This is a genomic window from Acinetobacter sp. COS3 (assembly GCF_000475335.1).
Classification (GTDB): Bacteria; Pseudomonadota; Gammaproteobacteria; order Pseudomonadales; family Moraxellaceae; genus Acinetobacter; species Acinetobacter venetianus.
In genome coordinates this window covers 92,032-118,811 of record NZ_AXCD01000001.1, presented here as the reverse complement: position 1 = coordinate 118,811, position 26,780 = coordinate 92,032, and the positions used below count along the sequence as shown (strand labels likewise).

Below are 26,780 nucleotides of genomic sequence, written 5' to 3'. Positions count from 1 at the left end.
AGGATAGACGCCATTCATATTATTTTTTTTATGATGAATAGAGCAAATGAACAGATTGAAAGTTAGTAAGCGAAAGATGCAATTTTAAATTTTTATTCTGCTTTGATAGGGCTTTTATGAGACAATATCGTTTCATATTTTTTGTATTTGGACTCCCATGACTGATTATTCTCCAGAATCTTTAAGCGATATCGAAGTTTTAGACATTTTACAGTCTATGAAAAAAGATGTGCTTGATAGTGAAGCAAAAGAGATAATTCGTAATGGTGGGAAAGCTGGGCGTCAAGAATCACACAAACAAGCTTTAGTAGCGCTAAATACAAGTTTCGAAGAGAAATTTGTTGAAGCTGTGACCCTTGCTTTGGGATTAAATGCGGGGCAGGCGAAAAAAATACGTTATAAGAAAGATCGTGTTCGTATCTTGAAAGTACGTGGTATTGATTATCTTGCGATTGATGGTGCGGAAACGGCACAAGTATTGTCTCAAATTGCACAGGCAATTACGCGTGAAGATGCAATTGTGACAGAAGGCTTACACAATATTTTTCCATTTTGGAAAGAAGGCTGGCCGATGGTGCAGTTTGATAATGCCTATAAAATTTTGGCTGAAGACATTTCGATCCACTACCAAGCAACTTTAGATCAGCTTATTGCTTTATATGGTGGAAATTAATTTCTATTCAAGTTTAGAATGATGTAAATCAAATCATTAAAATAACAAGGATGTTGGCTTTATGAATCAACAATTAGAATTACCGCAAGAGGCGTTACAAGCATTGCGATCGGGGCAGTTGATAGAGGCAATTAAAATAACTCGTGAAAAAACAGGACTTGGTTTAAAAGAGTCAAAAGATTTAGTTGATCAATATTTAAATGATCATCCTAATGAACAATCACATTTACAAGAACAATTGGCGCAACGTAGTCGGGGTGGGCTTAAGTTCGCTGTGTTTATGTTCTTGTTGATTGCGATTATCGCTTGGATGATATGGAAGTAATAAAAAGCCCAATTTAATTGGGCTTTTTATTTATTCAGATGGGGGTGTTGTTTCGGTTTCTTGACTCGGTAAAATCTGAGTAACAAGCAATTGGTCAATTTTATAATGATCAATATCGACAACCTCAAATTTAAAGCCAGCATATTCTACAGCATCTGCTGGACGAGGAATTTTGCGAAGACGATACATGATAAAACCTGCGATGGTTTCATAGTTTTCATTTTCAGGGAATTCTTCGATTTCTAAAACATGTTTTACATCTTCAATAGGCGTACTACCATCAATTAGCCACGAATGATTATCACGTTTAATGATCTGTTGCTCTTCATCCATTGGTGTGACCCAGTCACCCATCACGGTAATCATGATGTCACTCAGCGTAATTACACCGACAACTAAAGCGTATTCATTGATAACAACAGCGAATTTCTCTTTAGTTGAACGGAAACGATCCAGTAACTCGGATAAAGTCAACGTATCTGGAATGATCAGAACATTACGAATCGTTGATTCATTTAACTGGGTAAATGATTGATTATTCAAAATACGAATTAAAATATCTTTGGCATCGACATAGCCAATCACTTGATCAATATGTTCGTTACAGACTAAAAACTTTGAATAAGGATATTCGGCAAGCTTTTGACGGATGCTTTCCTCTGGTTCGGTCAAGGTAAAGAACACAACATTTTCACGTGTTGTCATACTAGATGGAACAGTTCTTTCTTCAAGCTCAAATACATTTTCAATAAAATGATGTTCTTGTTTTTGCAGAACACCAGCTTGAGCACCTGCATCCATCACCGCGGAAATATCATCAAAGGTAATATTATCATCACGAATTGTATTAACCTTAAACAGACGAAATAACAGGTTCGCAATTGCATTAATTCCCCATGCAAGTGGCTTACAAATTTTGATAAAAACTTGAATAGGTTCAATGACACTAATAGCAATTTTTTCAGGGGCGATCATTGCCAAGCGTTTTGGCATGAGATCAGCAAATAAAATGAAGAGTGATGTTACCAATGTAAATGACAGTGCAAAACCAATGGTTTCTAGCCAAGGGCCTGCATAAAACTGTTTGATCATTTCAACGAAAAACGGACGGAACGCAGCCTCACCGAGGATACCACCCAAGATTGCGACAGCATTTAAACCAATTTGAGATGCTGCGAAAAAATCAGCAGATTGCTCTTGTAGATCTAAAACTTTTTGAGCACGAGTTTCACCAGATTCCGCTAAAATTTTTAATTTAACTTTACGTGCGCCAGCTAATGCAATTTCTGTAAGTGATAAAAAACCTGCCGCTGAAATCAGCAGAATAATTACTATAATATTTTGGAAGAGACTCACACATCACCTGTGGTTCATCATTATTATGAATATGTTGTAACACAAAAAAGTACGGAGGTAACTAAATCCTTACCGCAGTGTAACAATCTATTCGGAAGGGAGTAGAATTTGCTGATATTTCAACAAATTCTAAGGGTTTTTACAATTGGATATTTTAGTATTGTGAAAATTGAGAATTATTTATAAAAAACTCACGATTCTCTTCTTCGATCATTTGTCTTGCAACAAAGAGGATTAATTGTCTTAACCAACGATGTGCAGGATGATGATGGAGCAACGGACACCATGCCATTTTTAATTCAAATTCTGGAATATAAAATGGAGGATCTTTGATCACAAGTTTTGGATTCTGTGTTTGTAAGCGTGCCATTCGGGTAGGTAATGTTGCAATCAAATCAACATTTTGAGCCAACAACGCTGGCATTTGATAATGGCGTGTAAATACAGAGATTTTACGACGTTGGCCAATACGTTCTAGTGCTTGATCAATCCAACCTAAACCTGCTTGTTTATCTGGATTTACACCAAATCCAACACCCATACCTGTTTTAGAGACCCAAATGTGTTGAGCATCTAAATAGCTTTTCAAATTTAAGTGAGTAACTGCTGGATGTTTGTCATTCAAAATACAACTAAAGCTATCACGCCAAACTAGGACTTGATGAAAACTTTGCGGAATTTCATTAAAGCGGTTAATGGCGAGATCAACTTTACCTTGTTCCATATCTCGATAAGACACGTCACTCGGCGTTAAGAAATCCAGTACGACATTTGGCGCTTCCGAGCGCAATGCCTTGACTAGGCGAGGCACTAAGGTAGCTTCGGCATAATCCGAAGTCATGATACGAAACACACGAGTACTGGTATAAGGTCTAAATTCGGTACGCGGTTCCAAAATCATGGAAAGGTCTGACAATGCATCACGAATACGAGGTTGTAATTCAAGTGCACGTTCAGTTGGCGTCATGCCTTCAGATGAGCGAATAAGCAGGGGATCATTAAACAAATTACGCAAGCGACGTAAAATATTACTCATCGCGGGTTGAGTAACCCCTAATTGTTCTGCTGCGCGTGTGACATTTTTTTCCCGAAGAAGTACATCAAGATAAATTAATAAATTGAGATCAACCCGCTCCAGATTCATAAAAAAAATACCGAAAATAAAATATTTAAATTGTGTTGAATTATGACATATCTCAAGGCATTTGTATAACTTAAATCCTATTAAATAAGCCCTAAAACACCGACCAATAAAGCTATTCCGTTTTGTGCTAACTCGTTTGGTTTTGAATGCACTTAACCGTAATCTGAACAGCAGTAAACAATAAAAATAATGAGTGAGAATATGGCAAAAAGTGTCAATTTAGATCGTTAACATCGATGCTGACAAAAGAATTTACTGTTTAAAATTAATACAAAATCTTTGATGGATGATTCTGTGTTGTGATTTTATTTTTAATAATAATTTATAAGTAACAATATCTTATGGGTATTTATTTTTTATATAACATCATCTTTTTATATGTATTTCAAAAAAAAATACTGAAAATTACCTTAGGATATTGGATTAATCTCTTGGCAAAGACTAAGCTGTGCAACATATTGATGAAGTGCTTGAAATCTAGCCTATAAAAAAGCATGGTTTTATTGCGATCGTTCGATGCCAATCCTCAAAAGGAATATATCATGTCTACATATTTAACAGCGATTGATGCAATTCGCGAATTAAAAGCAAAATTCGGCAACACTTGGCGCGATATTAGCCCAGAAGATGCTGCTCGTATGCAAATGCAAAACCGTTTCAAAACTGGTTTAGATATTGCTAAATATACAGCTGCGATTATGCGTCGTGATATGGCTGCTTATGATGCTGACTCTAGCAAATATACTCAATCATTAGGTTGCTGGCACGGTTTCATCGCACAACAAAAAATGATTGCGAACAAAAAATACTTCGGTACTACTGAACGTCGTTATATCTACCTTTCAGGTTGGATGGTTGCTGCACTTCGTTCAGAATTTGGTCCACTTCCTGACCAATCTATGCATGAAAAAACTTCTGTTCCTGCATTAATCGAAGAAATCTACACTTTCTTACGTCAAGCTGACGCGAAAGAATTAAACGATTTATTCCGTGCTCTTAAAAAAGCTCAAGAAGCTGGTGATACTGCTAAAGCTGCTGAAATCACTGCTCAAATCGATGGTTTCCAAACTCACGTTGTGCCAATTATTGCTGACATCGACGCTGGTTTCGGTAACGAAGAAGCGACTTACTTACTTGCTAAGAAAATGATCGAAGCTGGTGCTTGTGCGCTTCAAATCGAAAACCAAGTATCTGACGCGAAACAATGTGGTCACCAAGCTGGTAAAGTAACTGTTCCACACGAAGACTTCATCGCTAAAATCCATGCATTACGTTATGCATTCTTAGAAATGGGTCTTGACGACGGTATCATCGTTGCACGTACTGACTCTGAAGGCGCTGACTTGACTCAAAAAATCCCAGTGGTTAAAGAGCCAGGCGACATCGCTTCTCAATACATCAGCTACTTAGACACAGTTGAAATTGACATTGCTGATGCTCAAGAAGATGAAATCTTGATCAAACGTAATGGTAAATTACACCGTCCTAAGCGTTTAGCTTCTGGTTTATATCAGTTCCGTCCAGACACTCAAATTGACCGTGTTGTACTTGACTGTGTATCTAGCCTTCAAAATGGTGCTGATCTTCTTTGGATCGAAACTGCAACTCCAAACGTTGAAGAAATCGCTCACATGGTTAACCGTGTACGTGAAACAGTTCCAAATGCTAAGCTAGTTTACAACAATAGCCCATCATTCAACTGGACGTTAAACTTCCGTCAACAAGCTTACGATCGTTGGGTTGCTGAAGGTAAAGATGTTTCTGCTTATGACCGTGCTAAATTAATGAGCGCTGAGTATGACAACACTGAATTAGCTGCTGATGCTGATGAGAAAGTACGTACATTCCAAGCAGATGCTTCTCGTGAAGCGGGTGTGTTCCATCACTTGATCACACTTCCTACTTACCACACTGCTGCTCTTTCTACTCATGAGCTTGCACAAGGTTACTTCGGTTCTGAAGGTATGTTGGCTTATGTTGCTGGCGTACAACGTAAAGAAATCCGCGGTGGTATCGCTTGTGTTAAACACCAAGCAATGGCTGGTTCTGACATCGGTGATGATCACAAAGAAATCTTCTCTGGTGACAACGCTCTTAAAGCGCACGATGATGCTAAAAACACAATGAACCAATTCGCTGCTCACTAAGCGATTGATTCAAAAAAACCCTGCTTATGCAGGGTTTTTTATTGGCTTATTAGAAATAAAAAAGCTCACCTTTATTTAGGTGAGCTTTCTATTAAACTTTATTCAGCTTCTTTTTTAAGCTCATATTTTTCTGCTAAATCACCTGTAATTTCATTTCCTTCCATATCAAGTGCTTTTAAATAACCTTCAGCAACGAAATATTTGCGGTTATCGCCAGTTTTATCTAGCTCGATAACAGATGTGTTGTTCGCATCGAATTGGAAGCTACCTTTACTTTCAAATGCTTTACCGTCACCTTTGCCAAGGTATGTTTCTTTTAACTCATAGGTTTTATCAGCGTTAAGTTCAAGCTCTGTTTCAATACCTTCACAATCTGCACATGGTAGAACACCTTTATAAGTGCCATTCCAGTCTAAAGAGTTTTCGGCAGTGTGAGCGCTATCAACGGCAACTGCTTCACTCGTTGCGGTTGGAGCTTGCTCTTGATTATTTTTGTTGTCTGTCTTGCTACAAGCCACTAAAAATATAGAAGCAAGAGAGAGTGCAATAATTGATTTTTTCATTTTAGATTTAACCTATTAAAAATACTTGTGTCCTAAGTTATGAAATTTAAAAAGAAAAGGGTAGTGAAGGAATGTAAGCGTTATTTAACCTTTGGTAAATCGTGAAAAAATCAATATAAATATTTTCTTAATAATGTTCATTGATTTGTAATTTTTTATTGTTAGTTTCAGGTTGTAAGGGTATTCAACGTAAACAAACAAAAGCCACGCATTCAATAAAGAAAATAAAGAAGGTAAATTATGAGTATTAATGTTTTAAATCGACTATTTTTAATAGGTGCACTCTGTGGTTATAGCGTATTTAGCCAAGCCAAGGAAATTGCGGTGATCGGTCATGCAGGTGCGCCTTCATTTGCTATTGCAAATACATTGCCTTCATATCAAAGAGCCATTAAGGATGGGGCTGATTTCATCGAAACTGATATTGTTCCCACTAAGGACGGAGCACTGATTTCCATACATGAAAATGAGCTAAGTTTAACAACCAATGTGAGCAGTTTTAGCCAATTTGCAAATAGAAAAACCAGTAAGCTCGTTGGTGCAAAGTATTACACAGGTTGGTTTAGTGAGGATTTTACGCTCAGTGAAATCAAAATGTTAAAAGTACATGAACGTGGCCCAAATACACGGCCTGAAAATACAGCTTATGATGACTTATATAACGTACCTACACTGGATGAAGTGATTAATATAGCCGAGCAAAACTATAATAGAACGGGGAAAATCACCGGGATTTATATTGAAATGAAAACTCCTGCGTATTTTACAGCAGTGGGGCTTCCAGTAGAGAGTAAAGTTTTAAATACTCTTGCAAGGTACAAATATACCAGAGACATTGCACCTATTTATATTGAGGCGTTTGATCCAATCAGTTTGAAATTGGTACGTACTAAACTAAATACAACGCATAGCTCACTCAAGAGAGTGAAGTTATTACAATTACTTAATGATTTAGGCCCGCTGTATGATGCTGTAAATCTTGCAAGTTTGCCTGCCTATGCAGTATATGCTGATGTGGTTGGGCCGAACAAGAATGCTATTTTTAGAGACAATTCAACGAAGGCGAGCAACTTTGTCAGTATAGCGCATGGGGTTGGACTTGAAGTGCAGCCGTGGTCATTTGCACCTGAAAATAATAATTTACCTACTGCATTTAGATGTAGCAGCGTACTTTCAGAGAGATGCCCATCGGGATTGAAAAAACAGCTTAAAATGTTTTTTGATGCTGGTATAGATGGTGTGTTTGTAGATGATCCTGCAACAGCAAAAGAGGCGCTAGCTGAATACTAGAGATCTATAAATATTTGAAAATAAAAAGCCACTTAATTTCTTAAGTGGCTTTTTAAAATTTTGGAGCGGGAAACGAGACTCGAACTCGCGACCCCAACCTTGGCAAGGTTATGCTCTACCAACTGAGCTATTCCCGCAATATGGATGTGCATTATAGAGAGTTTCATAAAACTGTCAACTCTCTAATATGCTAAATGCTGAATTAATCAGCACGTCTCCAAATTGTTCCTTGGCGAGTATCTTCTAAAACCACACCTTGGTCTAACAAAGATTGACGAATACCATCTGCCTTTGCAAAGTCTTTAGCTTTTTTTGCATCAACACGTTGTTGAATGAAATCTTCAATTTCCGTATCAGAAAGTGTGAGTGCCTCTTGACCAATATCTGATTTGAGAAACTCATCTACATCATGTTGAACCAAACCTAGAATGTTAGTCAGTTGGCGTAAAGTTGAATAGAGAGCAGTTGCCTGCTCAACTTGTTCTTCTTTTACTGCACGATTTAATTCTTTGTTCAATTCAAATAACACAGCCATTGCTTCAGCCGTATTAAAATCATCGCGCATTGCGTTATTGAAACGTTCAACAAAACTCTGCTCTAAAGTTTCAACAGTTTTTTGTCCGTACACTTGCTGATAGGCTTTAAATGAATGATAGAAGCGGCTCAATGCAGTTTTAGCTTCTTTTAAAGCGACATCAGAAAAGTTCACAGGACTACGGTAATGCGATGAAACAATAAAGTAGCGGATGACTTCAGGATGGAATTTTTCCATCACATCACGAATAGTGAAGAAGTTGCCTAGTGATTTAGACATTTTCTCACCATCTACATTGATGAAACCAACATGCATCCAGTAATTTACATACTGTTCACCAGTCGATGCCTCACTTTGTGCAATTTCATTTTCATGGTGAGGGAACATAAGATCTGAGCCACCGCCATGAATGTCAAAGTGATTACCTAAGCAGCAAGTTGACATCGCAGAACATTCAATATGCCAACCTGGGCGACCATTACCCCAAGGTGAAGCCCACGCTGGTTCATTTTCTTTTGCATGTTTCCAAAGTACAAAGTCAAAAGGATGTTTCTTTTCTACTTCGACATCAACACGCTCAGATGCGCCTGCTTGCATATCATCAAGTTTACGACCAGATAAGCGACCATATTTATCAAATTTAGTCACTTCAAAATATACATCGCCATTTGTTGCAGGGTATGCAGCGCCTTTATCAACTAAAGTGCTGATCATATTTTGCATTTGATCAATATATTCAGTTGCTTTTGGGGCTTCATCTGGTGCAACACAGCCTAAATTAGAGGCATCTTCATTCATAGCATCAATGAAGCGTGCAGTGAGTTGTTGAATCGTTTCACCATTTTCATTTGCACGTGCGATGATTTTGTCATCAATATCTGTGATGTTGCGGATGTAACGTACTTTCCAGCCTTGGCTACGTAAAAAACGAATAATGTAGTCAAATGCAACCATAACGCGAGCATGTCCAATGTGACAGTAATCGTATACGGTCATACCACAGACATAGATATCGATTTGACCTTCTTTACGTGGGACAAATTCAACTTTTTTTCGTTGCTCAGAGTTATATAGAACAAAAGGTTGCATAAGGGTTTTAAACACTCTACAAAATTAGCGTTATATCATAACGTATGCACCATATTTCATAAAGTTATCAGTAAAAAAAAGATGATGGTGGAATATATTTTTTAATTGATTGATTTGAATGGGTATTTTATGGGGGAAAGATGAAGGTATACTTTTTTTATAAATGAGCCTTAAAACTTTTGGTTCGAGTAAAATAACATGTTGTTAAGTTTATCATCCATGACTAATACTTATTGACATGAATTACTATGTAGGAGTGAAATTAAACGAATTAATACATTTGTTTAAGGTTATCTAGTAGAGAAAAATAATGAGTGACTCAAGACCAATATGCCCAAATTGCAATAGTAAACAGACTCGCTATACCCCAAGTAAATCAGACATCGGTGTGGCAAGATTTAACTGCAAGAATTGTGGTCAAGGTTTTATTATTGCAACTGAAGTACAAAGAAATAAAAGAGGGTGTTTGGGTTCTATTTTGAAAGTTGTAACCCTTACTTTTATTTTTGTCATTGGAATATCAATCTTTTTAGCAATAACTAAAAATGAGTCTGAGGAGCCACAGATGATTGAACACTCTGAGGAAAATTCATCATTTGAGCAAACTCATATTGAAGATGTAGAGGATGCTGTTGAGATAGAGCATTCTGAACAAGCAGCTCATGCCTATATTCCTACAGAAGATGATTACAAGCAGTTTGAAGAACAGCAAAAAGTTCAAAAAACAGAAAATCTAACTATTGTGGAAACAACGAGAGAAACTGAATAATTATCTCATTTTGCTGAGGTATATATGGATAAGAAAGAAATTATTTTCACAGAGTATCAATGGCTATTACTGTTCCTATAGCTCTGTTTATTGTGAGTTCAATCTCTCTCCATTTTCTACGAAATCTTATACATTTAGAAACGTGGATAACGCACACTTATGCTAGAATCTCCGCAATTCTTTTGATTAAAATCATCTACGCTTAAGTATGTTGAGCATTATTTTGAGTCAAACTCACATGTCACAAGCTATAAATTTTCAGAAAAGTGCATTGGAAACTTTGCGTATTGAGCAACAAGCTATAGAAGTGCTTGCAACACAGATTGATGAGCGGTTTGATCATGCATGTGAAATTTTATTGCAGTGCAAAGGTCGTGTCGTTATAACAGGCATGGGCAAATCTGGTCATATTGGCCGTAAAATGGCGGCTACATTTGCTTCAACTGGAACACCATCTTTTTTCATGCATCCTGGTGAAGCAGGGCATGGTGATTTAGGTATGCTAGTGCGTGGAGACGTCCTGATTGCAATTTCAAACTCAGGTAAGAGTGATGAAATCATGATGTTGATGCCACTTATTAAGCATTTAGGTGTGCCATTAATTACGATTAGTCGTGATGATAAAGGGCCAATGCCACAAAACGCGGATGTTGCATTAACATTGGGCTCGGCAGATGAAGCTTGCCCTTTAGGTTTAGCACCGACTTCTAGTACCACGGCCACATTAGTTCTGGGCGATGCACTTGCTGTTTCATTGTTGGAAGCTCGTGGATTTACTGCTGATGATTTTGCTCGTTCGCATCCTGCTGGTGCATTAGGGAAACGCTTGCTTTTACATGTGAAGCATTTAATGCATACAGGGGCAGAGTTACCTAAAGTAAAACCTGAAACACCGATGAATAAGGTGTTATATGAAATTTCCGATAAACGTCTCGGTTTAACGACGATTGTGAATGATGAAGATCAGTTATTAGGTATTTTTACTGATGGTGATTTACGCCGAATGATTGATCATCAGCAAGGTTTTGATGTGAACTTGCCTGTTTCTGAGGTGATGACTAAAAATCCATTGACGATTTCTCCTGAAGCCCGTGCGGTTGAAGCATTGGAAAAAATGCATGAGAGAAAAATTAATCAATTCGTTGTTGTTGATGAGACCAATAGAGTCATTGGTGTCATTAGTATGCATGATCTAATTCAGGCGGGAGTAAATTAAGCCATGGCATCATATGCTTTACAAGAACAAGCACGTCATTTACAAGCTTTAGTGCTTGATGTGGATGGAATCTTAAGCGATGGCTTTGTAACACTAACGAACTCTGGTGATGAAATTAAATCATTTGATATTCGTGATGGTTTGGGCATGAAGTTGGCTCAACGAGCTGGTATGAAGGTGATTATTATCACTGGGCGTAAAAGTAATATTGTTGAAAAACGTATGTCAGACTTAGGTGTAGATCTCGTTTTCCAAGGTCGTGAAGACAAAGGCGTCGCTTTGAAAGAAGCATGTGCACAGTTGAATATCTTGCCTGAAGACTGCCTATATATGGGTGATGATTGGCCTGATCTTTCAGCTTTTGCAATTGCGGGTATGAGTATTACCGTACCAAATGGACACGAAGAAGTTCGTCGTCGTGCGCATTTAGTGACTCAAGCAATGGGTGGTCGTGGCGCGGTCCGCGAAGTATGCGATATGTTGTTAATGGCAAAAGGTGTTTACCAAGAGCTACTTGCAAAATACGTTGCTGCACCACATTAATATAGAATGAATTGCCCAAAGGTTAGGTAACCCTGTTTATGGATACCAAAGTTTTATATGTTGTCGCTGTATTAGTCGCTGCTTTGAGTGGCGGCTATTATTATTACAGTGGCAAAGCAAAAAAACTGGATGTAGATTCAGCAAAAAATATGACTTATTCGGCTCAGGGTGTTCATCTTACACAAACTGATGAGCAGGGTAATTTATATATCCGTGCTGAGATAAAACAATTACAGCAAGACATGCAGCAAAAGACTTCGCGTTTAGATCAATTAAATGCTGTGATGTATAAGCAAGGTAAACCAGATGCGACTTTTTATTCTAAGCAAGCAAATGGTTTTGATGACAATTCAAAGATTGTGCTTTTAGGCGATGTGATTGCAACTAAGTTATCTGAACAGGGCAACAAATTAGAGTTTCGTACTGATGAATTAACGGGTTATCCGAAAACTGGTCAACTCGAAACACAGCATCAAGTCACTGTTCAGTCTCCAAACTCTGAGTTTGTGAGCCAAGGTCTCAAAGCAAATTTAAATAATGGTCAATATGAATTTTTCAAAGTTCGAGGAAAGTATGCGCCAAATTCTTAATTCTAAAAATCGTTCAACTTTCCTAAAACAAGCAACATGTATTGCAGCGATTGTATTATCTTCTGCTTCTAGTTTCGCTTTACCATCTGATCGTAACCAACAGCTTTCTTTAGTCGCAGATCGTGCAACATATAATGATCGGACTGGTATAACGACTTATACGGGTAATGTTGTGATTGAACAAGGGACGATGAAGCTACAGGCTGACTCGATTGTTGCAACGTTGAATAGCAAAAAAGAAATTCAGACGATTACGGCTAAAGGTCAGCTTGCTAAATTCCAGCAACAAGTTGATTCGAATAAGGGTTTAGCGCGTGGCGAGGCCCAAACTATCGTTTATAACGCTGACTCAGGCATTATTACATTGACTGGGAAAGCTTATTTATCCCAAGATGGATCAAGCATTCGTGGTAATAGTTTGAAATACAGTATGAATAAAGGTGATGTAGAAGCTCAAGGTTCTTCATCAAATCGTGTGCAAATTATTATTCCACCATCAAGCTCGAAAAGTTTCCCAGGGGCACGTGATTAATGGATCAATCAGCGCAGCAACCTCAAACGCTATGTATTAAACATTTAGCGAAAAACTATAGTAAACGTTGGGTTGTTAAAGACGTTTCGTTTACGATGCAAAGTGGTCAAATTGTAGGATTACTTGGTCCTAATGGTGCGGGGAAAACGACAAGTTTCTATATGGTCGTTGGACTGGTTCGCATGGACAAGGGTGAGATTCATTTAGATAACTTAGATTTATCTGACCTTGCGATGCATGAGCGTGCACGCAAGGGGATTGGTTATTTACCCCAAGAAGCTTCTATTTTTAGAAAGTTAACGATTTCTGAAAATATCATGGCGATTTTGGAAACACGCAAAGATTTAAATAAGCAACAACGTCAGGATCGACTGACTGAATTATTAAATGATTTTAAAATTAATCATATTAAAGATTCATTAGGCATGAGTGTTTCTGGTGGTGAGCGTCGTCGTGCAGAGATTGCACGCGCTTTAGCGGCAGACCCTAAGTTTATGTTGCTTGATGAGCCTTTTGCTGGTGTCGATCCGATTTCAGTCGGCGATATTAAAGATATTATCCAGACCTTAAAAGATCGTGGAATTGGTGTTTTGATTACAGATCACAATGTCCGTGAAACTTTAGCAATCTGTGAAAAGGCTTACATCGTGAGTGAAGGTTCTGTGATTGCAGAAGGTACGCCTCAAGAAATCTTGGATAATGAGCAAGTACGTAAGGTTTATCTTGGTGATGATTTCGTTGTCTAAACTTTGACATGATTTTTAAAAGAACCTTTGGGTTCTTTTTTTATTTATACAAATGAATGGGATATCGTATAGATACATGATTTATAATTCTTTTTAACTGGTGGATTTTAACATATCTATTTGATTTTAATTTAATTGATCATGAAAAGTAGTTGAGTTTTGAATAAAAAGAAAACTTGAAAGTGTGAACTATTTTACAAAAAACAAACAGTTAAGTAAGTGGGAATTAGTCCTTAGAGCATAGTGTTTTTCTTTTAAAAATGAGTAGAATGAATGGGCTTTTAAAACATAACAATCTGAAAAGAATATGAGCATTAAAAAAGATTTAGATATAGATGATGGAACACGTAAGTTATGTATAGATTTCAAATGGGTGATATGTGCGGTAACGTTTTCAGTCCCGATCACACATGCTGCAACACCAAGTGAAAAATACCATGCCTTAAAAAACAACTTATCTCAGCTGATTGCTCCGAAAAGTAGTGATGATTTTAAAACTGCGAATATGCAGCAATTAAGCAATTTTTCGGTCAATCCATCAACCAATGCCTTACCTGTTGTTGGAAGTGGTCGTCCAGTTGAGGTTGTTCCTGCTGCACTATGGCAGAGCCAGCGCAAGTTGTTGAAAGATGCTGTACAAATTGCTGTACAACGCAACCCAGAAATCTCTCAAACCCTTGCAACTTTAGCTGCTCAAAATGCCAATATCGATGTTGCCAAAGCAGGGTATTATCCTCAAATAACAGGGGGTGTAAATACTGGCGATCTAACTCAGAAAACCTCAAGGGGACAACAAGTTCTCGCCTTAAATGCCACCCAAATGCTTTATGATTTTGGTAAAGTTAAATCTGGGGTAAATACAGAGCAAGCCAAATTGGCAGTTGAGCAAGCCAATGTTTTAGTCAAGATTGATGATATTTCCTTAGATGTTGCTCAGACTATCATTAATATTCAACGTTATAAAAAGCTCATTCAAATTGCAGATCAGCAAATTATTGGGATTAAACGCATTCAAGAAATGGCCAATTTACGAGCCAATGCTGGGATTAGTAGCCAAGCCGATCCAGTACAAGCTCAATCTTATTTACAATCTGCACAATCCGCATTAATTGCCCAACAATCTTTACTGGGTCAATATCAGCAGCATTTAACGACGTTGCTTGGGTTCGATGCCAGCAATGTGAAATGGACAATTCCTGAGGATTTAGTTCAGCAATCAGATCTTTACGCTGCACCACAATTCAATATCATTCCTCAAATGATAGCAGCACAGGCTGGTATCATTGTTGCACGTTCACAAAAACAACAGACTCAATTAAGCCGATATCCAACATTATCTGTTAAAGGTGAGTTAAGTCAGGCATTGCATGGTGTAAATCCAAACAACAATAAAGATGGCGGATTTGATAGTGCCATTATGCTTGAAGCAAGTAGCCAATTTTATCAAGGAGGAGCAACATCATCCCAAATTCGTGCCGCTAGTTTTGCTGAAGAAGCTGCTAAAGCACAGGTAAATGCGGTGTATTTACAAGTACTCGATCAGATTCGGACTAGTCGGGAACAGATCGAAAATAAACAACGACAAATGCAGGTGCTGATTAGCCGCCAAGCTACAACTGTAAGAACGAGAGAGCTTTATCAGGAACAATATAAATTAGGAACACGCTCACTTGTTGATTTATTAAATGCGGAACAAGCAATTCACGGTGCAAATTCAGAATTAGAATCAGCACGTTATGATATTTACAACAGTATTGCTCAATACATTGCGACCACAGGACGTTCGCGTCAAGCCTACGACTTAAATAATATTTCAATTCAGGGGTTTGAAGTTCAGCCATGATGACAAAAATAAACTATCAGCCGTGGTTACAAGCGGTATTAACTATTGCCAAACATTATCGAATAGAACCTTCAGAAGAACGTGTTCGATTACAGTTGGATTGGAATCAAAATCAAAATTTAGACGACATCTTGCTGCTAATGAGCAAGCAGGTAGGTTTGAATGTTTGTAAGGTTCGGTTTACAAATGACGTGATTAATCCTTGGCGTTTGCCAGTCATTATCGAGCTTAAAGATGGGCAAGTCGGTGTTATTGATAAAGCTGACTCAGATGGAAATGTTAGTGTCCAATTAAGTGGTGATCAGGGTTTATCACAGAAATTTGCGGTTGGTGCACTCAAGCATATTGTTAAAGATGTATATATTCTGCGTCCTGAAAAGTCAGTTCCAGATGCACGTATTGATGAATACATCAAACCGTATGAACCGAGTTGGTTCTGGTCAATTGTGTTACAAGATTGGAAGCGATATGTCGATATTATGTTTGCCTCATTAATGGCAAATATTTTAGCTCTGGCAACGATTATTTTCTCAATGCAAGTGTATGACCGAGTTGTACCTTCACAATCAGTACCGACGCTTTGGGTTCTGGCTGGTGGTGTATTAATTGCAGCTGTATTTGAGTTCGTGTTGCGTGTTGCCCGTGTTTATCTTTCAGATATTATTGGTAAACGTGCTGATCTAAGAATTTCAGATCGGGTTTTTGGTCATGCGTTAAGAATTAAAAATAGTGAACGTTCAAAGTCTACAGGAACCTTTATTTCTCAGATCCGTGAGTTAGAAGGCGTACGTGATCTTGTAACCTCAACTACGATGGGCGCAATTGCAGATTTACCATTCTTCTTTCTGTTCTTAGTCATATTCGCCATTATTGGCGGTAACTTATTTTGGGTAATGTTACTGGTTGTACCACTCATGATTTTGCCGGGTATTTTGGTACAGAAGAAACTAGCAGAACTTGCACAAGAAGGGATGCGCGAATCTTCGATTCGTAATGCGATCTTGGTTGAAGCTGTTCAAGGTATTGAAGATATTAAGTTATTAAGAGCTGAATCTCGTTTCCAAAACCAATGGAATCACATGAATGAAGTATCTGCTGATATTAGTATGCAGCAACGTAAGATCGTTGGCATATTGACAGCATGGACACAAAAAATTCAAGGTTTGACTTATGCAGCAGTCGTTTTGGTTGGGTGTTTTGCGGTAATGGAAGGTGAAATGACAACGGGTGCTTTAGTTGCTTGTTCGATTTTGTCATCACGTATGTTATCGCCGATTTCTCAAATCACTGGGATTTTAGGACGTTTACAGCAAGCGAAGGTCGCGAAGAAAAGTCTTGATGAGTTAATGCAAAAGCCAGTTGATCAACCCGATCAAGCACATCTCGTACATAAAGAAGTCCTCAATGGCGACTATGAACTCAAAAATGTGATGTTCCAATATACGGAGGAGGACTCTCGTCCGATCTTGGCAATTCGTCAGCTGAAAATTAAAGCTGGTGAGAAAATAGCAATCTTAGGTCGAAATGGGGCAGGTAAATCGACCTTGTTGCAACTCTTGGCTGGTATGCAATCACCAGCAAGTGGTTCTGTACATTTAGATAATTTAGATATTAGCTTAATTGATCCTGCGGATGTACGTCGTGATGCAGCATTGTTAAACCAAAATGCCCATATGTTCTATGGCACAATTCGTGAAAACTTAACTTTAGGCGCTCCGCTCGCACGTGATGAAGATATTTTAAAAGCGTTAAAAGTGACAGGTGCTTTAGGATTTGTGCAGGAGAAAAAAGAGGGTCTAGACCATTTGGTGCTGGAGGGTGGTGTGGGTTTCTCTGGTGGTCAAAAGCAAGCATTGCTGTTAGCACGTCTTTTAATTCGTCAACCAAATATTTTGTTATTGGATGAACCTACTGCGGCAATTGATGATATTGCTGAAAAACAATTAATTGATCATTTAAAAGGTTGGTTAGCTCATCGTACATTGGTTGTGGCAACGCATCGCCGTGCTGTTTTAGAGTTAGTTGATCGCATTATTGTAATGAATGACGGAAAAGTCGTTATGGATGGACCGCGTGAACAAGTATTAAATCAATCAGCAGGTCAACAAAAACAAATTATTAAAGGGGAAGATTCATGAGCGAACAACCAGTCAATAACCGTTCAATGAATGTGACCTATAGAGAACCTGCTTTACCGCGTGCAACACTTGTTATTTGGATTGTGTGTATTGGGTTAGCAATTTTCTTGGCATGGGCATGGTTTTTTAATTTAGAAGAAGTTTCTACGGGTACAGGGAAGGTGATTCCCTCTTCAAAAGAACAGATTATTCAGTCTTTAGAAGGTGGTATTTTAACTAAGCTCGATGTACAAGAAGGTGATATTGTCCAGAAAGGTCAAGTCCTAGCTCAACTCGATCAAACGCGTTTTGCTTCAAATGTCGGCGAGTCGAAGTCTTTATTGGTTTCAGCACAAGCTACAGCAGCTCGGTTACGTGCAGAAGTGAATGGAACGCCTTTGCTCTTTCCTGATGATGTATTAAAAGAACCAAAATTGGTTAAAGAAGAAACGGCACTTTATCATTCACGCCGCGAGAATTTAGAGCAATCATTAGAAGGTTATCGACAAGCTCTGCAATTGGTTCAACAAGAGTTAGTGATGACAGAACCTCTTGTTGCTAAAGGTGCTGCGAGTGAAGTTGAAGTTTTACGTTTAAAACGTGAAGCAAATGATTTACAAAATAAAATGAACGACACGCGTAACCAATATTATGTAAAAGCTCGTGAAGAATTGTCCAAGGCGAATACAGATATTCAAACGCAACAACAAGTGGTTATGGGCCGTAGTGACAGTCTACAACGTGCAGTTTTCAAAGCACCTGTAAGAGGGGTTATTAAGGAAATTGATGTAACTACTCTTGGTGGTGTAATTCCCCAAAATGGTAAGTTAATGACCATTGTACCGCTAGAAGACAAGTTATTGATTGAAGCTCGAATTTCACCGCGTGATATTGCGTTCATTCGTCCAGGTCAAGAAGCCCTAGTGAAAGTTACGGCCTATGACTATTCGATTTATGGTGGTTTAAACGGAAAGGTAACGGTTATATCCCCAGATACGATTCGAGATGAAGTAAAGCAAGATCAGTTTTATTACCGTGTATATATCCGTACCGACTCTGATAAATTGTTTAATAAATCAGGTAAAGCATTCGGTATTACACCGGGTATGGTCGCTACAGTAGATATTCGTACTGGTGAAAAAACAGTTATGGATTATTTACTTAAACCATTTAATAAAGCAAAAGAGGCACTCCGAGAGCGTTAATTTTGCCTATCAAAGAATCCTCGCATCATGCGAGGATTTTTTATTTCAGTCGATAAAGTTATAATTATCTTTTTATACTTATTTTTTATTTTATGCCTTTCACCATAGCGAACACGGTTACTTTTGAAGAAGAAATTAAAAAGAGTCGTTTTCAGGCAATTGCTGAGATTGTTGAAAATGAACAACAAGTGAAAGCTTTTTTAGAAAAAACCAAAGATATCTCGACTACGCATCAGTGTTGGGCGTGGAAGATTGGCCATCATGTTCGTTTTAATGATGATGGTGAACCCTCTGGAACAGCAGGAAGACCAATTCTAGCGACGATCGAAGGCAATGAACTGACTAATGTAATTGTGTTGGTTAATCGGTGGTATGGTGGTGTAAAGCTCGGCACTGGTGGACTGGTTCGTGCCTATGGCGGTTGCGCAGGTCAATGTTTAATGTTGGCTGAAAAAATTGAACTGATTCAGAAAAAGGAAATTGTATTTAGCTGCTTATTTAATGAGTGGGCGATTATCCAATACGAGCTTACGCAGCAACAAATTGAGTTTCAAGAACATTATACAGAGACTGGTGTTATGGTTGAGGCAAGGGTTCAGGTACATCAAATTGATCCATTGAAATTGAAACTTCAAGATGTGACTCGCGGACGAGAAGAAATCAAGGTTGTAGAGGATCAAACACATGATGCATGATCCACTTTTAAAATATCGTGAACAGCATAAACACCGCTTGAATTATATGCCGTGGTTGTATTGGACCTTAAAACCCAAACATCGTGAATGGGCAGAAGCTTGGCAAGCCGAGTACCAAGCCTATTTAATGGAAATGGAAACTGTAGAGATTGGTCAGAACTGTTTTATCTCACCGCTCGCGCACATTTTCGCTGAACGTGGACGGAAAATAACGATTGGCGATAATACCTTTATTGCTGCCGATTGTACCTTACATGGCCCTTTAGAGATTGGTAATGAAGTTGCAATTAATCATCACTGTATTTTAGATGGTGGACGGACTGGAATTAAGTTAGATGATCAAGTTCGTATAGCTGCATATAGTCATTTATATGCATTTGATCATGGTGTGGAACTAGATCGCCCGATTTACCAACAACCCGTCACCTCTAAAGGAATTGAGATTGGGCGTGATGTATGGTTAGGCGCTCATGTGGGCATTAAGGATGGTGTGAAGGTTGGTGATCATGCGGTTGTTGGAATGAATAGTATGGTCACAAAAAATGTTGAAGAATATTCTATTGTTGCTGGAAATCCAGCACGATTCATTCGTTATCGTAAATAGGAATAATCATTAAAAAAGTCTCAAGAGATTCTATACATAAATTTAACCCACCATGCTTTTATCTGTGTTAAGTTAAAAATAAGTAGAAGACCTAAGGTATTAAACCTAAAGAGAGGCGAATATGAACCGCGTAATTGCATGTATTGATTCTTCACCCTGTATTGATGCAGTGGCCGAGGCTGCTGTATGGGTGGCAAGGCAAACTCAAAGAGAATTAGTACTGTTGCAAATTCTGGACTATTACCCTGCAAGTTATCATTTAGGTGAAATTAGTGGTGTGATTGGCTTTGAGAGTAATGCAATGCTACTCAAAGAGTTAGCAGAGCTAGAGCAGAAGCAAAGTGAGTTAGCACTAGATTATAGTAATAATTTACTGAAGCATATTTCAGAGCAAATTGAAAAGCAGTACGGTTTAACAAGCACCAAAATCCAAGAAAAAGGGGATTTTCTTGAACAAAGCTTTAATATTCTAAATGAAAATGATGTTGTGATTATTGGGCGTGTAGGGGAGCGCGCTGCTGAAAAGAATAAACCGATTGGGAGTAATGTAGAAAACTTTATTCGTGGTGCAAACTGTACTGTGATTACGGTTGGTGAGCATTTCTCTCCTCCTAGACGATTTATCTTCGCTTATGAATATTCTCCAACCTGCCAAAAGATGCTGCAACGGATTGCCCAAAGTGATTTGCTAAAACAATTGCAATGTCATTTGCTCTATGTTGGTGATCATCCTGAAATGTTGACTGAACCAGAAAAGTACTTAAAAGATGCAGGACTAGAGGTCGTGACGATTTATCGTTACGGTGATGTCGCTCAAAATATTCTTGAATATCAAAGGGAACATGATATTCAGTTGATTGTACTTGGTGCATTTAGCCATAGTAAGATTCATCAATTTTTCTTAGGCAGTATTACGACTACAATCTTCAGGAATGCAAATGTTCCATTATTAGTCGCTAAGTGATTCATTTTATTCCATATAGTTATCCGCAATAACTGTGGATAACTATATGGAAAAGCAATGCAGATATATATAATTATTTGATATTAAAAGACTAAAAATAAAAGATTATTTTTTGATCGCTATTTTACAATGGCAATTGCAAAGCCATCATGACCCTTTGAGCCGACTGTTTGCAGTGCAGTACATGACAAAAGTTGTGGATGATCTTTAAGTGCACTGAAAGCATCGCGAATACCTTCAATACTTGGTTTTTTATTATTTTCATCCAAAATTGCACCAGCACGAATCACATTATCAAGGACAATAATGCTGCCTGAGTGTGTAAGTTTTAAACTCAACTCAAAATATTCACGATAACTTTGTTTATCCGCATCAATAAAAATCAGATCGAATGGTTCAGCGCCATCTGCGATCAATTGCTTCATGATATCTGCGCCACGACCTTTTTTAAGCTCGATATTAGTTGGCATATTGGCATAGTCAATATTTTCTTGAGCAATGATCACATGGGTGTCTCGACCTTCAACAGTCAAAAGATAACCATCTTCAGGAAGTGCTTTGGCTAACCAAATTGTGCTGTAAGCACCAAAAGTTCCAAGTTCCAATACACGTTTACATTGATTCATCTGAATCAACATTTGTAAGAACATGCCTTGATTAGGCGCAACAGCCAGATGGTTAGAAAAACCTTGGTTGTCGGTATTGTCTAACGCATGTTGAAGTCTTGGATCTGTGGGAATTAAATGTGAATTGATATATTCATCAATGTCGGTCCACATTTGTTGCATAATCAAGTTTACCTATGAATCTGTTAGCTGCATTTTAAACATTTATAATCAGAGTGCAATTTGATTGACCAATTATTCATGTTCATCGAAACAAAAAAGAGATCTCGATGATCTCTTTTTAGATAAGTTTTCTACACGCTACGTTTTAGAAGTTACACATTGAACTGTTACGGGTCAAATCAGGACCCCAAGTACGATAGCCCTGAGTGTCTAGATGAATTTGACCTGAACTATATAAGCCAATACCTAAATCTAAACTTTGACCATGTTGTATCCAGAATTGGCATAGCTTGAATTTTGTTTGTTCGATATATGCATAGTCCTGAGGTTGTGGATATTCAGGCCCAATACGAAAATCAATCGCCGAGTTAAATAAGTGTTTTGACGAACTTGCGCCGCCTGCACATTGATTCAAAGGTAAGTCACGATAAACTGAGGTGACTTCAAAATCAGTCAAAATCTTTGCTGCAATTAGATATTTAAAGACACGTAAAGTAGACAGTGAATTGCCCCATAATTCACGGTTAGGCACCATGTATTCTGACCGACCACATTTTTGCCAATCTCTTGCCGATCTTAAAAGTTCAAAACTTGGGATGATATGTGCAACATTATTGCGCATTAAAAATTGTTCGTATTCGCGGACGCGTGCGTAGTTTTCACCTTGCCCTAACCATTGACGATAAGATGCGGGCTCTACTTTGTTTGGAATAGGGCGGGTAAAGGTTACTTGTTCTTGTGGGATGTAGATTCTTTTACCTTGATTTTGATTCATTTTAGTTGACGAACTGGTACAACCCACCATCATCACAGGGATGATAAATAATGATAATAGACCCTGTAATTTGTTTCGCATCATAAAAAGGCAGTTCTTGATTTGGAGGCGTCTTATTTTAATGCAAAATAACGCACTAATAATGATGCAATTGCAAAGAAATGTGTGATTCAGGTATAAAAAAGACCAGTAAAAACTGGCCTTTTTTACACAATATTATTTTTCTAAATATTGTAATTTGTTTGGCTTGCCGTTCCATTCTTCACGATCAGCAGGTTGTTCGCCAATTTGTGTAATGTTGTTGCCAGCCCATTTTTCAGATAACTCAGCATTGAGTTCGATAAAGACTTCTTGGCCTTCAGGTAACTCATCTTCAGAGAAAATTGCATTTGCTGGGCATTCAGGTTCACACAATGCACAGTCGATACATTCATCTGGATTGATCACAAGGAAATTAGGACCTTCATAGAAACAGTCTACAGGGCAAACTTCAACACAATCTTGATATTTACATTTAATACAATTTTCAGTGACAACGAAGGTCATGGCGACAGCTACCTAAAAATACGGTTTTTTGTTTGGAATGAGCTATTGTAGGCAAAAAAGGGGTAAACAAACAATTGCTTTTATTGATATTGTTTATTTATACATGTGAAAAATAAGTTAATTTATTGATAATAAAACAGATGTTGTATTACTCAGTTAGATTTTGCCAGAAAAATAAATAAGTTAGATCGTCAATTAGGCAAATAGTTGAAAGTGAATCTTATTTCTATTTTCAGTTAAAACTGTATATTCATATATGATGAAATGAATAGAATGGGTTAGGTAAAAACTTAAATGTTTAATTTTTTAGATAGCTAAGCAACTATAAGGTATAGAGCATATGGATATCCTCTGGTTCTAATTCAAATAAATGCTGGTCAGGTTTTTCTAAAAGTGTCGCACCTTGTTTAAGATAAAAATCAACAGTACGTTTACTTGGTGTTGCTGAAATATACAGTTGCTTAGCACCGAGTTGCTTCGCTGAAATGATTGAGGATTGCATCAGCTGTATGCCAATCCCTAAGTTTTGATGGTTGGCATCCACATAAAAATATTGAAGTAGTTTGGCTTCTGGATAATCAGCAATATATTGGTTTGAGACGACTTGAATCGCAACCAACCGATGTGAACTATCAAATGCACCGACACATAAAGCACCGTGTTGATGCAGCATTTTTAATAATGGCGGATCATTTTCTAAATGATATGCATCCCAATTTTTGACATCATAAAAACAATCAATGAGTTCTAATTGTAGTTTTTGTTGTAGGTACTTTTGTGTGATCAGTTCGCGCCGACTGATGTGTTGCCAAATTAAATTGAGTCCTGTGATTTCTAATTTTTTAAATTGGAGCTTGATGTCTATATTCCTTAAATGTGCAGCATAGCGAGTTTATTAATATTTATGTTCACTAAGAGTTAGCCTAGTCGAATTCAGAACAAGCCGAATACATCGACTTGTCCTAAAAATCAAATTTACGATTTTAGAGCAGCTTTTAATGAGTAAAGCTGTTCTAAGGCTTGGCGTGGTGTTAAATCATCGACATCAATTTGCTGCAATAATTCAAGAGCAGGTGATTGAGTCTCTATTTCAACTATTCGTTCAACAACTTGTGTTTCAATTTCATGTTCAACGGCACTGAATAAATCATTTTGAACACTACTCTGTAAATGCTGGTGTTGCTGCTTTTCTAGAATTTTTAACCGTTTCTGCGCCTCTTTAATGACATTGGCTGGAATACCTGCCAACTTAGCAACTTGCAAACCATGACTTTGACTTGCAGGCCCATGTTGAACCTTATGTAGCAGAATTAGATTGCCATTTAACTCTTGTGCAGTCACATGATAGTTATCAATTCCAGCTTCGCTACCAAGCTCTGTCAGCTCAAAATAATGCGTAGCAAATAGACATAAGCACTTCACGCGTTTCGTCAGATCAACCACGCATGCCCAAGCTAAAGAAAGACCGTCATAAGTACTGGTACCACGTCCAACCTCATCCATCAGTACCAGAGACTGACTGGTTGCATGATGAAGAATTTGAGAGGTTTCCGTCATCTCCACCATAAAAGTTGATTTACCTGTAGATAAATCATCGGCTGAGCCAATACGGGTAAAGATTCGGTCAATTGAACCAAGCTTGGCTGATTTTGCAGGAACAAAGCTTCCGCAATAAGCAAGTAAATTGATCAATGCAGTTTGACGCATAAAGGTTGATTTACCGCCCATATTGGGGCCAGTAATAATCGCCATACGATGCTGACTATCTAAGAACGTATCATTTGGAGTAAATGGTGCTTTATTTAGAGCTTCAACTACAGGATGGCGACCTGCTTGAATCTTAATCCCTGTCTCTGGGGTGAATTCAGGTCGTGCCCAATTGTTGAGTCGAGCTTGATGTGCGAAGTTGGCTAAGATGTCGATATTTGCAATTGCGGCGCTCATCATTTGTAAATGCGCAATATTTTGGCGTAACTCATCTAGAAGTGATTCAAATAAAAGTTTCTCACGGGCGAGGGCACGGGATTCACTTGAAAGCACTTTGTCTTCAAAACTTTTGAGTTCGGGGGTGATATAACGTTCAGCATTTTTAAGCGTTTGACGGCGTATATAGTCAGCAGGAGCTTGTTCGGCCTGTGCGCGAGTGAGTTCGATATAATAGCCACTGACACGGTTGTAACCGATTTTTAATGTATTAATTCCTGTACGTTCACGCTCTTTAATTTCTAAATCAATCAAGAATTGTCCAGCATGGTCACGAATTTTTCTTAATTCATCTAATTCGTCATCATAGCCTTCTGCAATTACATTGCCATCACGTAATAATACAGGTGGATTTTCAACAATTGCATCCATGAGATGTTGATGCAAACTCTTAAAATCACCTAATTCATGATCTAATTGCATCAATAGCTTAGAGTTTTGCGTTTTTAAGACAGGTGCTAAAGCATGTCTTAAAAATGGAATTTGTGCACAGGCTTGGCGGAGTTGTACTAAATCACGCGGACGGGCACTACCTAACGCAACTCGGCTGAGTACACGTTCTATATCACCGATTTCTTTAAGCACCAGACGGACTGGTGCTTCGTGATAACCTTTTAATAATTGTTCTGTAGCATCAAGTCGAGAATCTAAAATTGCGGTATCTCGAAGAGGTTGCATCAGTGTACGACTAAGCAAACGTCCACCCATCGCAGTCTGACAATCATTAATCAATTGAAATAATGACGTTCCATGTTCAAATAAAGGCTCGATAATTTCTAAATTACGACGGGTAATTGGATCAAGTGCAATAAAGTCTGTACTTTGCTCAATCTGAATTGAACGAATATGTGGTAATGCCGTTTTTTGAGTTTCTTTGGCATAATGGATTAAAGCTGCCGCGGCTGCTTTTGCCAAAGGATAAGGGGCTAAACCAAAACCAGATAAAGTTGACACAGAGAGCTGATCACATAAGGTTTTTTGAGCATTATTTAAATTGAAATCAACATTTGGACGCTTAGTTACAGGGCAATCAAGATTTTTCTTAATTTGTTCAATAATATTCTGATCAACTAAATCTTCATCGATCAAGATTTCGCTCGGCATTAAACGAGCCAGTTCAATCGAAAGTTGCTCTGGTTTATAGTTTTGTTGTTGAACTTTAAAAATACCTGCACTGAGATCAAGCAGTGCAAAACCGATTTGATTTTGCTGAATGCAAAGTGCAACTAAGTTTGATGATTGATAACTTGTTAAGAGAGCATCATCTGTGAGTGTGCCGGGTGTTAGGATACGAACAACTTTACGTTCAACTGGACCTTTTCCTGTCACTTCACCCACTTGTTCACAAATTGCAACGGTACGACCTGCTTTTACTAAACGAGCTAAGTAGCCTTCGGCAGCATGATAGGGAACACCTGCCATAGGGATAGGCTCACCATTTGCTTTACCACGATGGGTGAGTGTAATGCCTAAAAGTTTTGCTGCTTGATGTGCATCTTCAAAGAATAATTCATAAAAATCACCCATACGATAGAACAATAATGCATGTGGATAATCCATTTTGACCGTGGTGTATTGCTGCATCATCGGCGTAAGAGATGAAAGATCAGCCATAACTGTGTCACTTTTCATGCGTGTTAAATCCTTAGGTATTGATGAAACTTGAAAGTATTTGGTTTATTAGAAAGCCAATACAAATAAAACAATGGGAAAGTATAACGACCTTGGTTGTCGTAAGTGAA

The 26,780-nt window shown here is 38.0% G+C and carries 25 protein-coding genes and 1 tRNA gene; 16 read left to right on the top strand and 10 right to left on the bottom strand.

Features of this window, described 5'->3' with window-relative positions:
* Positions 1-157 precede the first annotated feature (157 nt).
* Together IO68_RS17875 and IO68_RS17870 are read left to right on the top strand one after the other, a co-directional pair.
* The gene (locus IO68_RS17875; protein WP_004880681.1) at positions 158-673 is read left to right on the top strand and encodes a hypothetical protein; all 516 of its coding nucleotides are present in this window, start codon (positions 158-160) and stop codon (positions 671-673) included.
* A gap of 61 nt (positions 674-734) precedes the next feature.
* On the top strand, positions 735-998 hold the full coding sequence (locus IO68_RS17870) for a ribosomal protein L7/L12 (protein WP_004880678.1): 264 nt from the start codon (positions 735-737) through the stop codon (positions 996-998).
* 30 nt (positions 999-1,028) lie between these two features.
* Here IO68_RS17870 and IO68_RS17865 read toward each other — a convergent pair whose 3' ends face one another.
* Both IO68_RS17865 and IO68_RS17860 read right to left on the bottom strand, forming a co-directional pair.
* Complete coding sequence (locus tag IO68_RS17865) at positions 1,029-2,354, bottom strand: hemolysin family protein (protein ID WP_023012392.1); 1,326 nt, start codon at positions 2,352-2,354, stop codon at positions 1,029-1,031.
* A 154-nt stretch (positions 2,355-2,508) separates the two neighbouring features.
* Positions 2,509-3,498: a LysR family transcriptional regulator gene (locus tag IO68_RS17860; protein ID WP_004880674.1), complete on the bottom strand. Its 990-nt coding sequence runs from the start codon at positions 3,496-3,498 to the stop codon at positions 2,509-2,511.
* 542 nt (positions 3,499-4,040) lie between these two features.
* Here IO68_RS17860 and IO68_RS17855 point away from each other — a divergent pair.
* Positions 4,041-5,645: an isocitrate lyase gene (locus tag IO68_RS17855; protein WP_004880670.1), complete on the top strand. Its 1,605-nt coding sequence runs from the start codon at positions 4,041-4,043 to the stop codon at positions 5,643-5,645.
* A gap of 98 nt (positions 5,646-5,743) precedes the next feature.
* Here the strand turns inward: IO68_RS17855 and IO68_RS17850 are convergent, their stop codons facing one another.
* A complete protein-coding gene (locus IO68_RS17850) occupies positions 5,744-6,208 on the bottom strand; it encodes a copper resistance protein NlpE (protein WP_004880667.1) in 465 nt (154 codons plus the stop codon).
* A gap of 240 nt (positions 6,209-6,448) precedes the next feature.
* Here IO68_RS17850 and IO68_RS17845 point away from each other — a divergent pair, with 240 nt between their 5' ends.
* Complete coding sequence (locus tag IO68_RS17845) at positions 6,449-7,498, top strand: glycerophosphodiester phosphodiesterase family protein (protein ID WP_023012391.1); 1,050 nt, start codon at positions 6,449-6,451, stop codon at positions 7,496-7,498.
* Positions 7,499-7,559: 61 nt separating this feature from the next.
* On the opposite strand, the gene IO68_RS17840 is transcribed toward IO68_RS17845, so the two are convergent.
* Positions 7,560-7,635 (bottom strand) — tRNA-Gly (locus IO68_RS17840).
* 65 nt (positions 7,636-7,700) lie between these two features.
* On the bottom strand, positions 7,701-9,122 hold the full coding sequence (gene cysS / locus IO68_RS17835) for a cysteine--tRNA ligase (protein ID WP_023012390.1): 1,422 nt from the start codon (positions 9,120-9,122) through the stop codon (positions 7,701-7,703).
* Positions 9,123-9,432: 310 nt separating this feature from the next.
* Between cysS and IO68_RS33775 the strand changes: the two genes are divergently transcribed.
* From IO68_RS33775 to IO68_RS17775, 12 genes are all read left to right on the top strand, one after another.
* Positions 9,433-9,891: a hypothetical protein gene (locus IO68_RS33775; protein ID WP_152514788.1), complete on the top strand. Its 459-nt coding sequence runs from the start codon at positions 9,433-9,435 to the stop codon at positions 9,889-9,891.
* 238 nt (positions 9,892-10,129) lie between these two features.
* Positions 10,130-11,107, top strand: a complete 978-nt coding sequence (locus tag IO68_RS17825; RefSeq protein WP_023012387.1) for a KpsF/GutQ family sugar-phosphate isomerase — start codon at positions 10,130-10,132, stop codon at positions 11,105-11,107.
* Between the two features lie 3 nt (positions 11,108-11,110).
* A complete protein-coding gene (locus IO68_RS17820; RefSeq protein WP_004880658.1) occupies positions 11,111-11,650 on the top strand; it encodes a KdsC family phosphatase in 540 nt (179 codons plus the stop codon).
* A gap of 38 nt (positions 11,651-11,688) precedes the next feature.
* A complete protein-coding gene (gene lptC, locus IO68_RS17815) occupies positions 11,689-12,240 on the top strand; it encodes an LPS export ABC transporter periplasmic protein LptC (protein ID WP_007479989.1) in 552 nt (183 codons plus the stop codon).
* Positions 12,224-12,772 carry a lipopolysaccharide transport periplasmic protein LptA gene (gene lptA / locus IO68_RS17810; protein ID WP_023012386.1) on the top strand — a complete coding sequence of 183 codons (549 nt, stop codon included), beginning with the start codon at positions 12,224-12,226 and terminating at the stop codon, positions 12,770-12,772. The genes lptC and lptA overlap by 17 nt, the downstream gene beginning before the upstream one ends.
* Complete coding sequence (gene lptB, locus IO68_RS17805) at positions 12,772-13,518, top strand: LPS export ABC transporter ATP-binding protein (protein WP_004880651.1); 747 nt, start codon at positions 12,772-12,774, stop codon at positions 13,516-13,518. The genes lptA and lptB overlap by 1 nt, the downstream gene beginning before the upstream one ends.
* 307 nt (positions 13,519-13,825) lie before the next feature.
* Positions 13,826-15,361 carry a TolC family protein gene (locus IO68_RS17800; RefSeq protein WP_023012385.1) on the top strand — a complete coding sequence of 512 codons (1,536 nt, stop codon included), beginning with the start codon at positions 13,826-13,828 and terminating at the stop codon, positions 15,359-15,361.
* The gene (locus IO68_RS17795; RefSeq protein WP_023012384.1) at positions 15,358-17,499 is read left to right on the top strand and encodes a type I secretion system permease/ATPase; all 2,142 of its coding nucleotides are present in this window, start codon (positions 15,358-15,360) and stop codon (positions 17,497-17,499) included. Before IO68_RS17800 ends, IO68_RS17795 begins: the two co-directional genes overlap by 4 nt.
* Positions 17,496-18,683 carry an HlyD family type I secretion periplasmic adaptor subunit gene (locus IO68_RS17790; protein ID WP_019384905.1) on the top strand — a complete coding sequence of 396 codons (1,188 nt, stop codon included), beginning with the start codon at positions 17,496-17,498 and terminating at the stop codon, positions 18,681-18,683. Before IO68_RS17795 ends, IO68_RS17790 begins: the two co-directional genes overlap by 4 nt.
* Before the next feature lie 92 nt (positions 18,684-18,775).
* On the top strand, positions 18,776-19,378 hold the full coding sequence (locus IO68_RS17785; RefSeq protein WP_023012383.1) for an IMPACT family protein: 603 nt from the start codon (positions 18,776-18,778) through the stop codon (positions 19,376-19,378).
* On the top strand, positions 19,368-19,982 hold the full coding sequence (locus IO68_RS17780) for a chloramphenicol acetyltransferase CAT (RefSeq protein ID WP_023012382.1): 615 nt from the start codon (positions 19,368-19,370) through the stop codon (positions 19,980-19,982). The genes IO68_RS17785 and IO68_RS17780 overlap by 11 nt, the downstream gene beginning before the upstream one ends.
* 121 nt (positions 19,983-20,103) lie before the next feature.
* On the top strand, positions 20,104-20,946 hold the full coding sequence (locus IO68_RS17775) for a universal stress protein (protein WP_004880638.1): 843 nt from the start codon (positions 20,104-20,106) through the stop codon (positions 20,944-20,946).
* Between the two features lie 119 nt (positions 20,947-21,065).
* On the opposite strand, the gene IO68_RS17770 is transcribed toward IO68_RS17775, so the two are convergent.
* From IO68_RS17770 to mutS, 5 genes are all read right to left on the bottom strand, one after another.
* A complete protein-coding gene (locus IO68_RS17770) occupies positions 21,066-21,734 on the bottom strand; it encodes an O-methyltransferase (protein ID WP_004880636.1) in 669 nt (222 codons plus the stop codon).
* 145 nt (positions 21,735-21,879) lie between these two features.
* On the bottom strand, positions 21,880-22,593 hold the full coding sequence (locus tag IO68_RS17765; RefSeq protein WP_007479999.1) for a D-Ala-D-Ala carboxypeptidase family metallohydrolase: 714 nt from the start codon (positions 22,591-22,593) through the stop codon (positions 21,880-21,882).
* A gap of 132 nt (positions 22,594-22,725) precedes the next feature.
* Complete coding sequence (gene fdxA, locus IO68_RS17760; RefSeq protein ID WP_004639922.1) at positions 22,726-23,055, bottom strand: ferredoxin FdxA; 330 nt, start codon at positions 23,053-23,055, stop codon at positions 22,726-22,728.
* Between the two features lie 322 nt (positions 23,056-23,377).
* Positions 23,378-23,914, bottom strand: a complete 537-nt coding sequence (locus tag IO68_RS0116790) for a GNAT family N-acetyltransferase (protein WP_081401457.1) — start codon at positions 23,912-23,914, stop codon at positions 23,378-23,380.
* Positions 23,915-24,030: 116 nt separating this feature from the next.
* Entirely contained in the window at positions 24,031-26,670 is a 2,640-nt protein-coding gene (mutS, locus tag IO68_RS17755) for a DNA mismatch repair protein MutS (RefSeq protein ID WP_023012380.1), read from the bottom strand.
* Between the last annotated feature and the right edge of the window lie 110 nt (positions 26,671-26,780).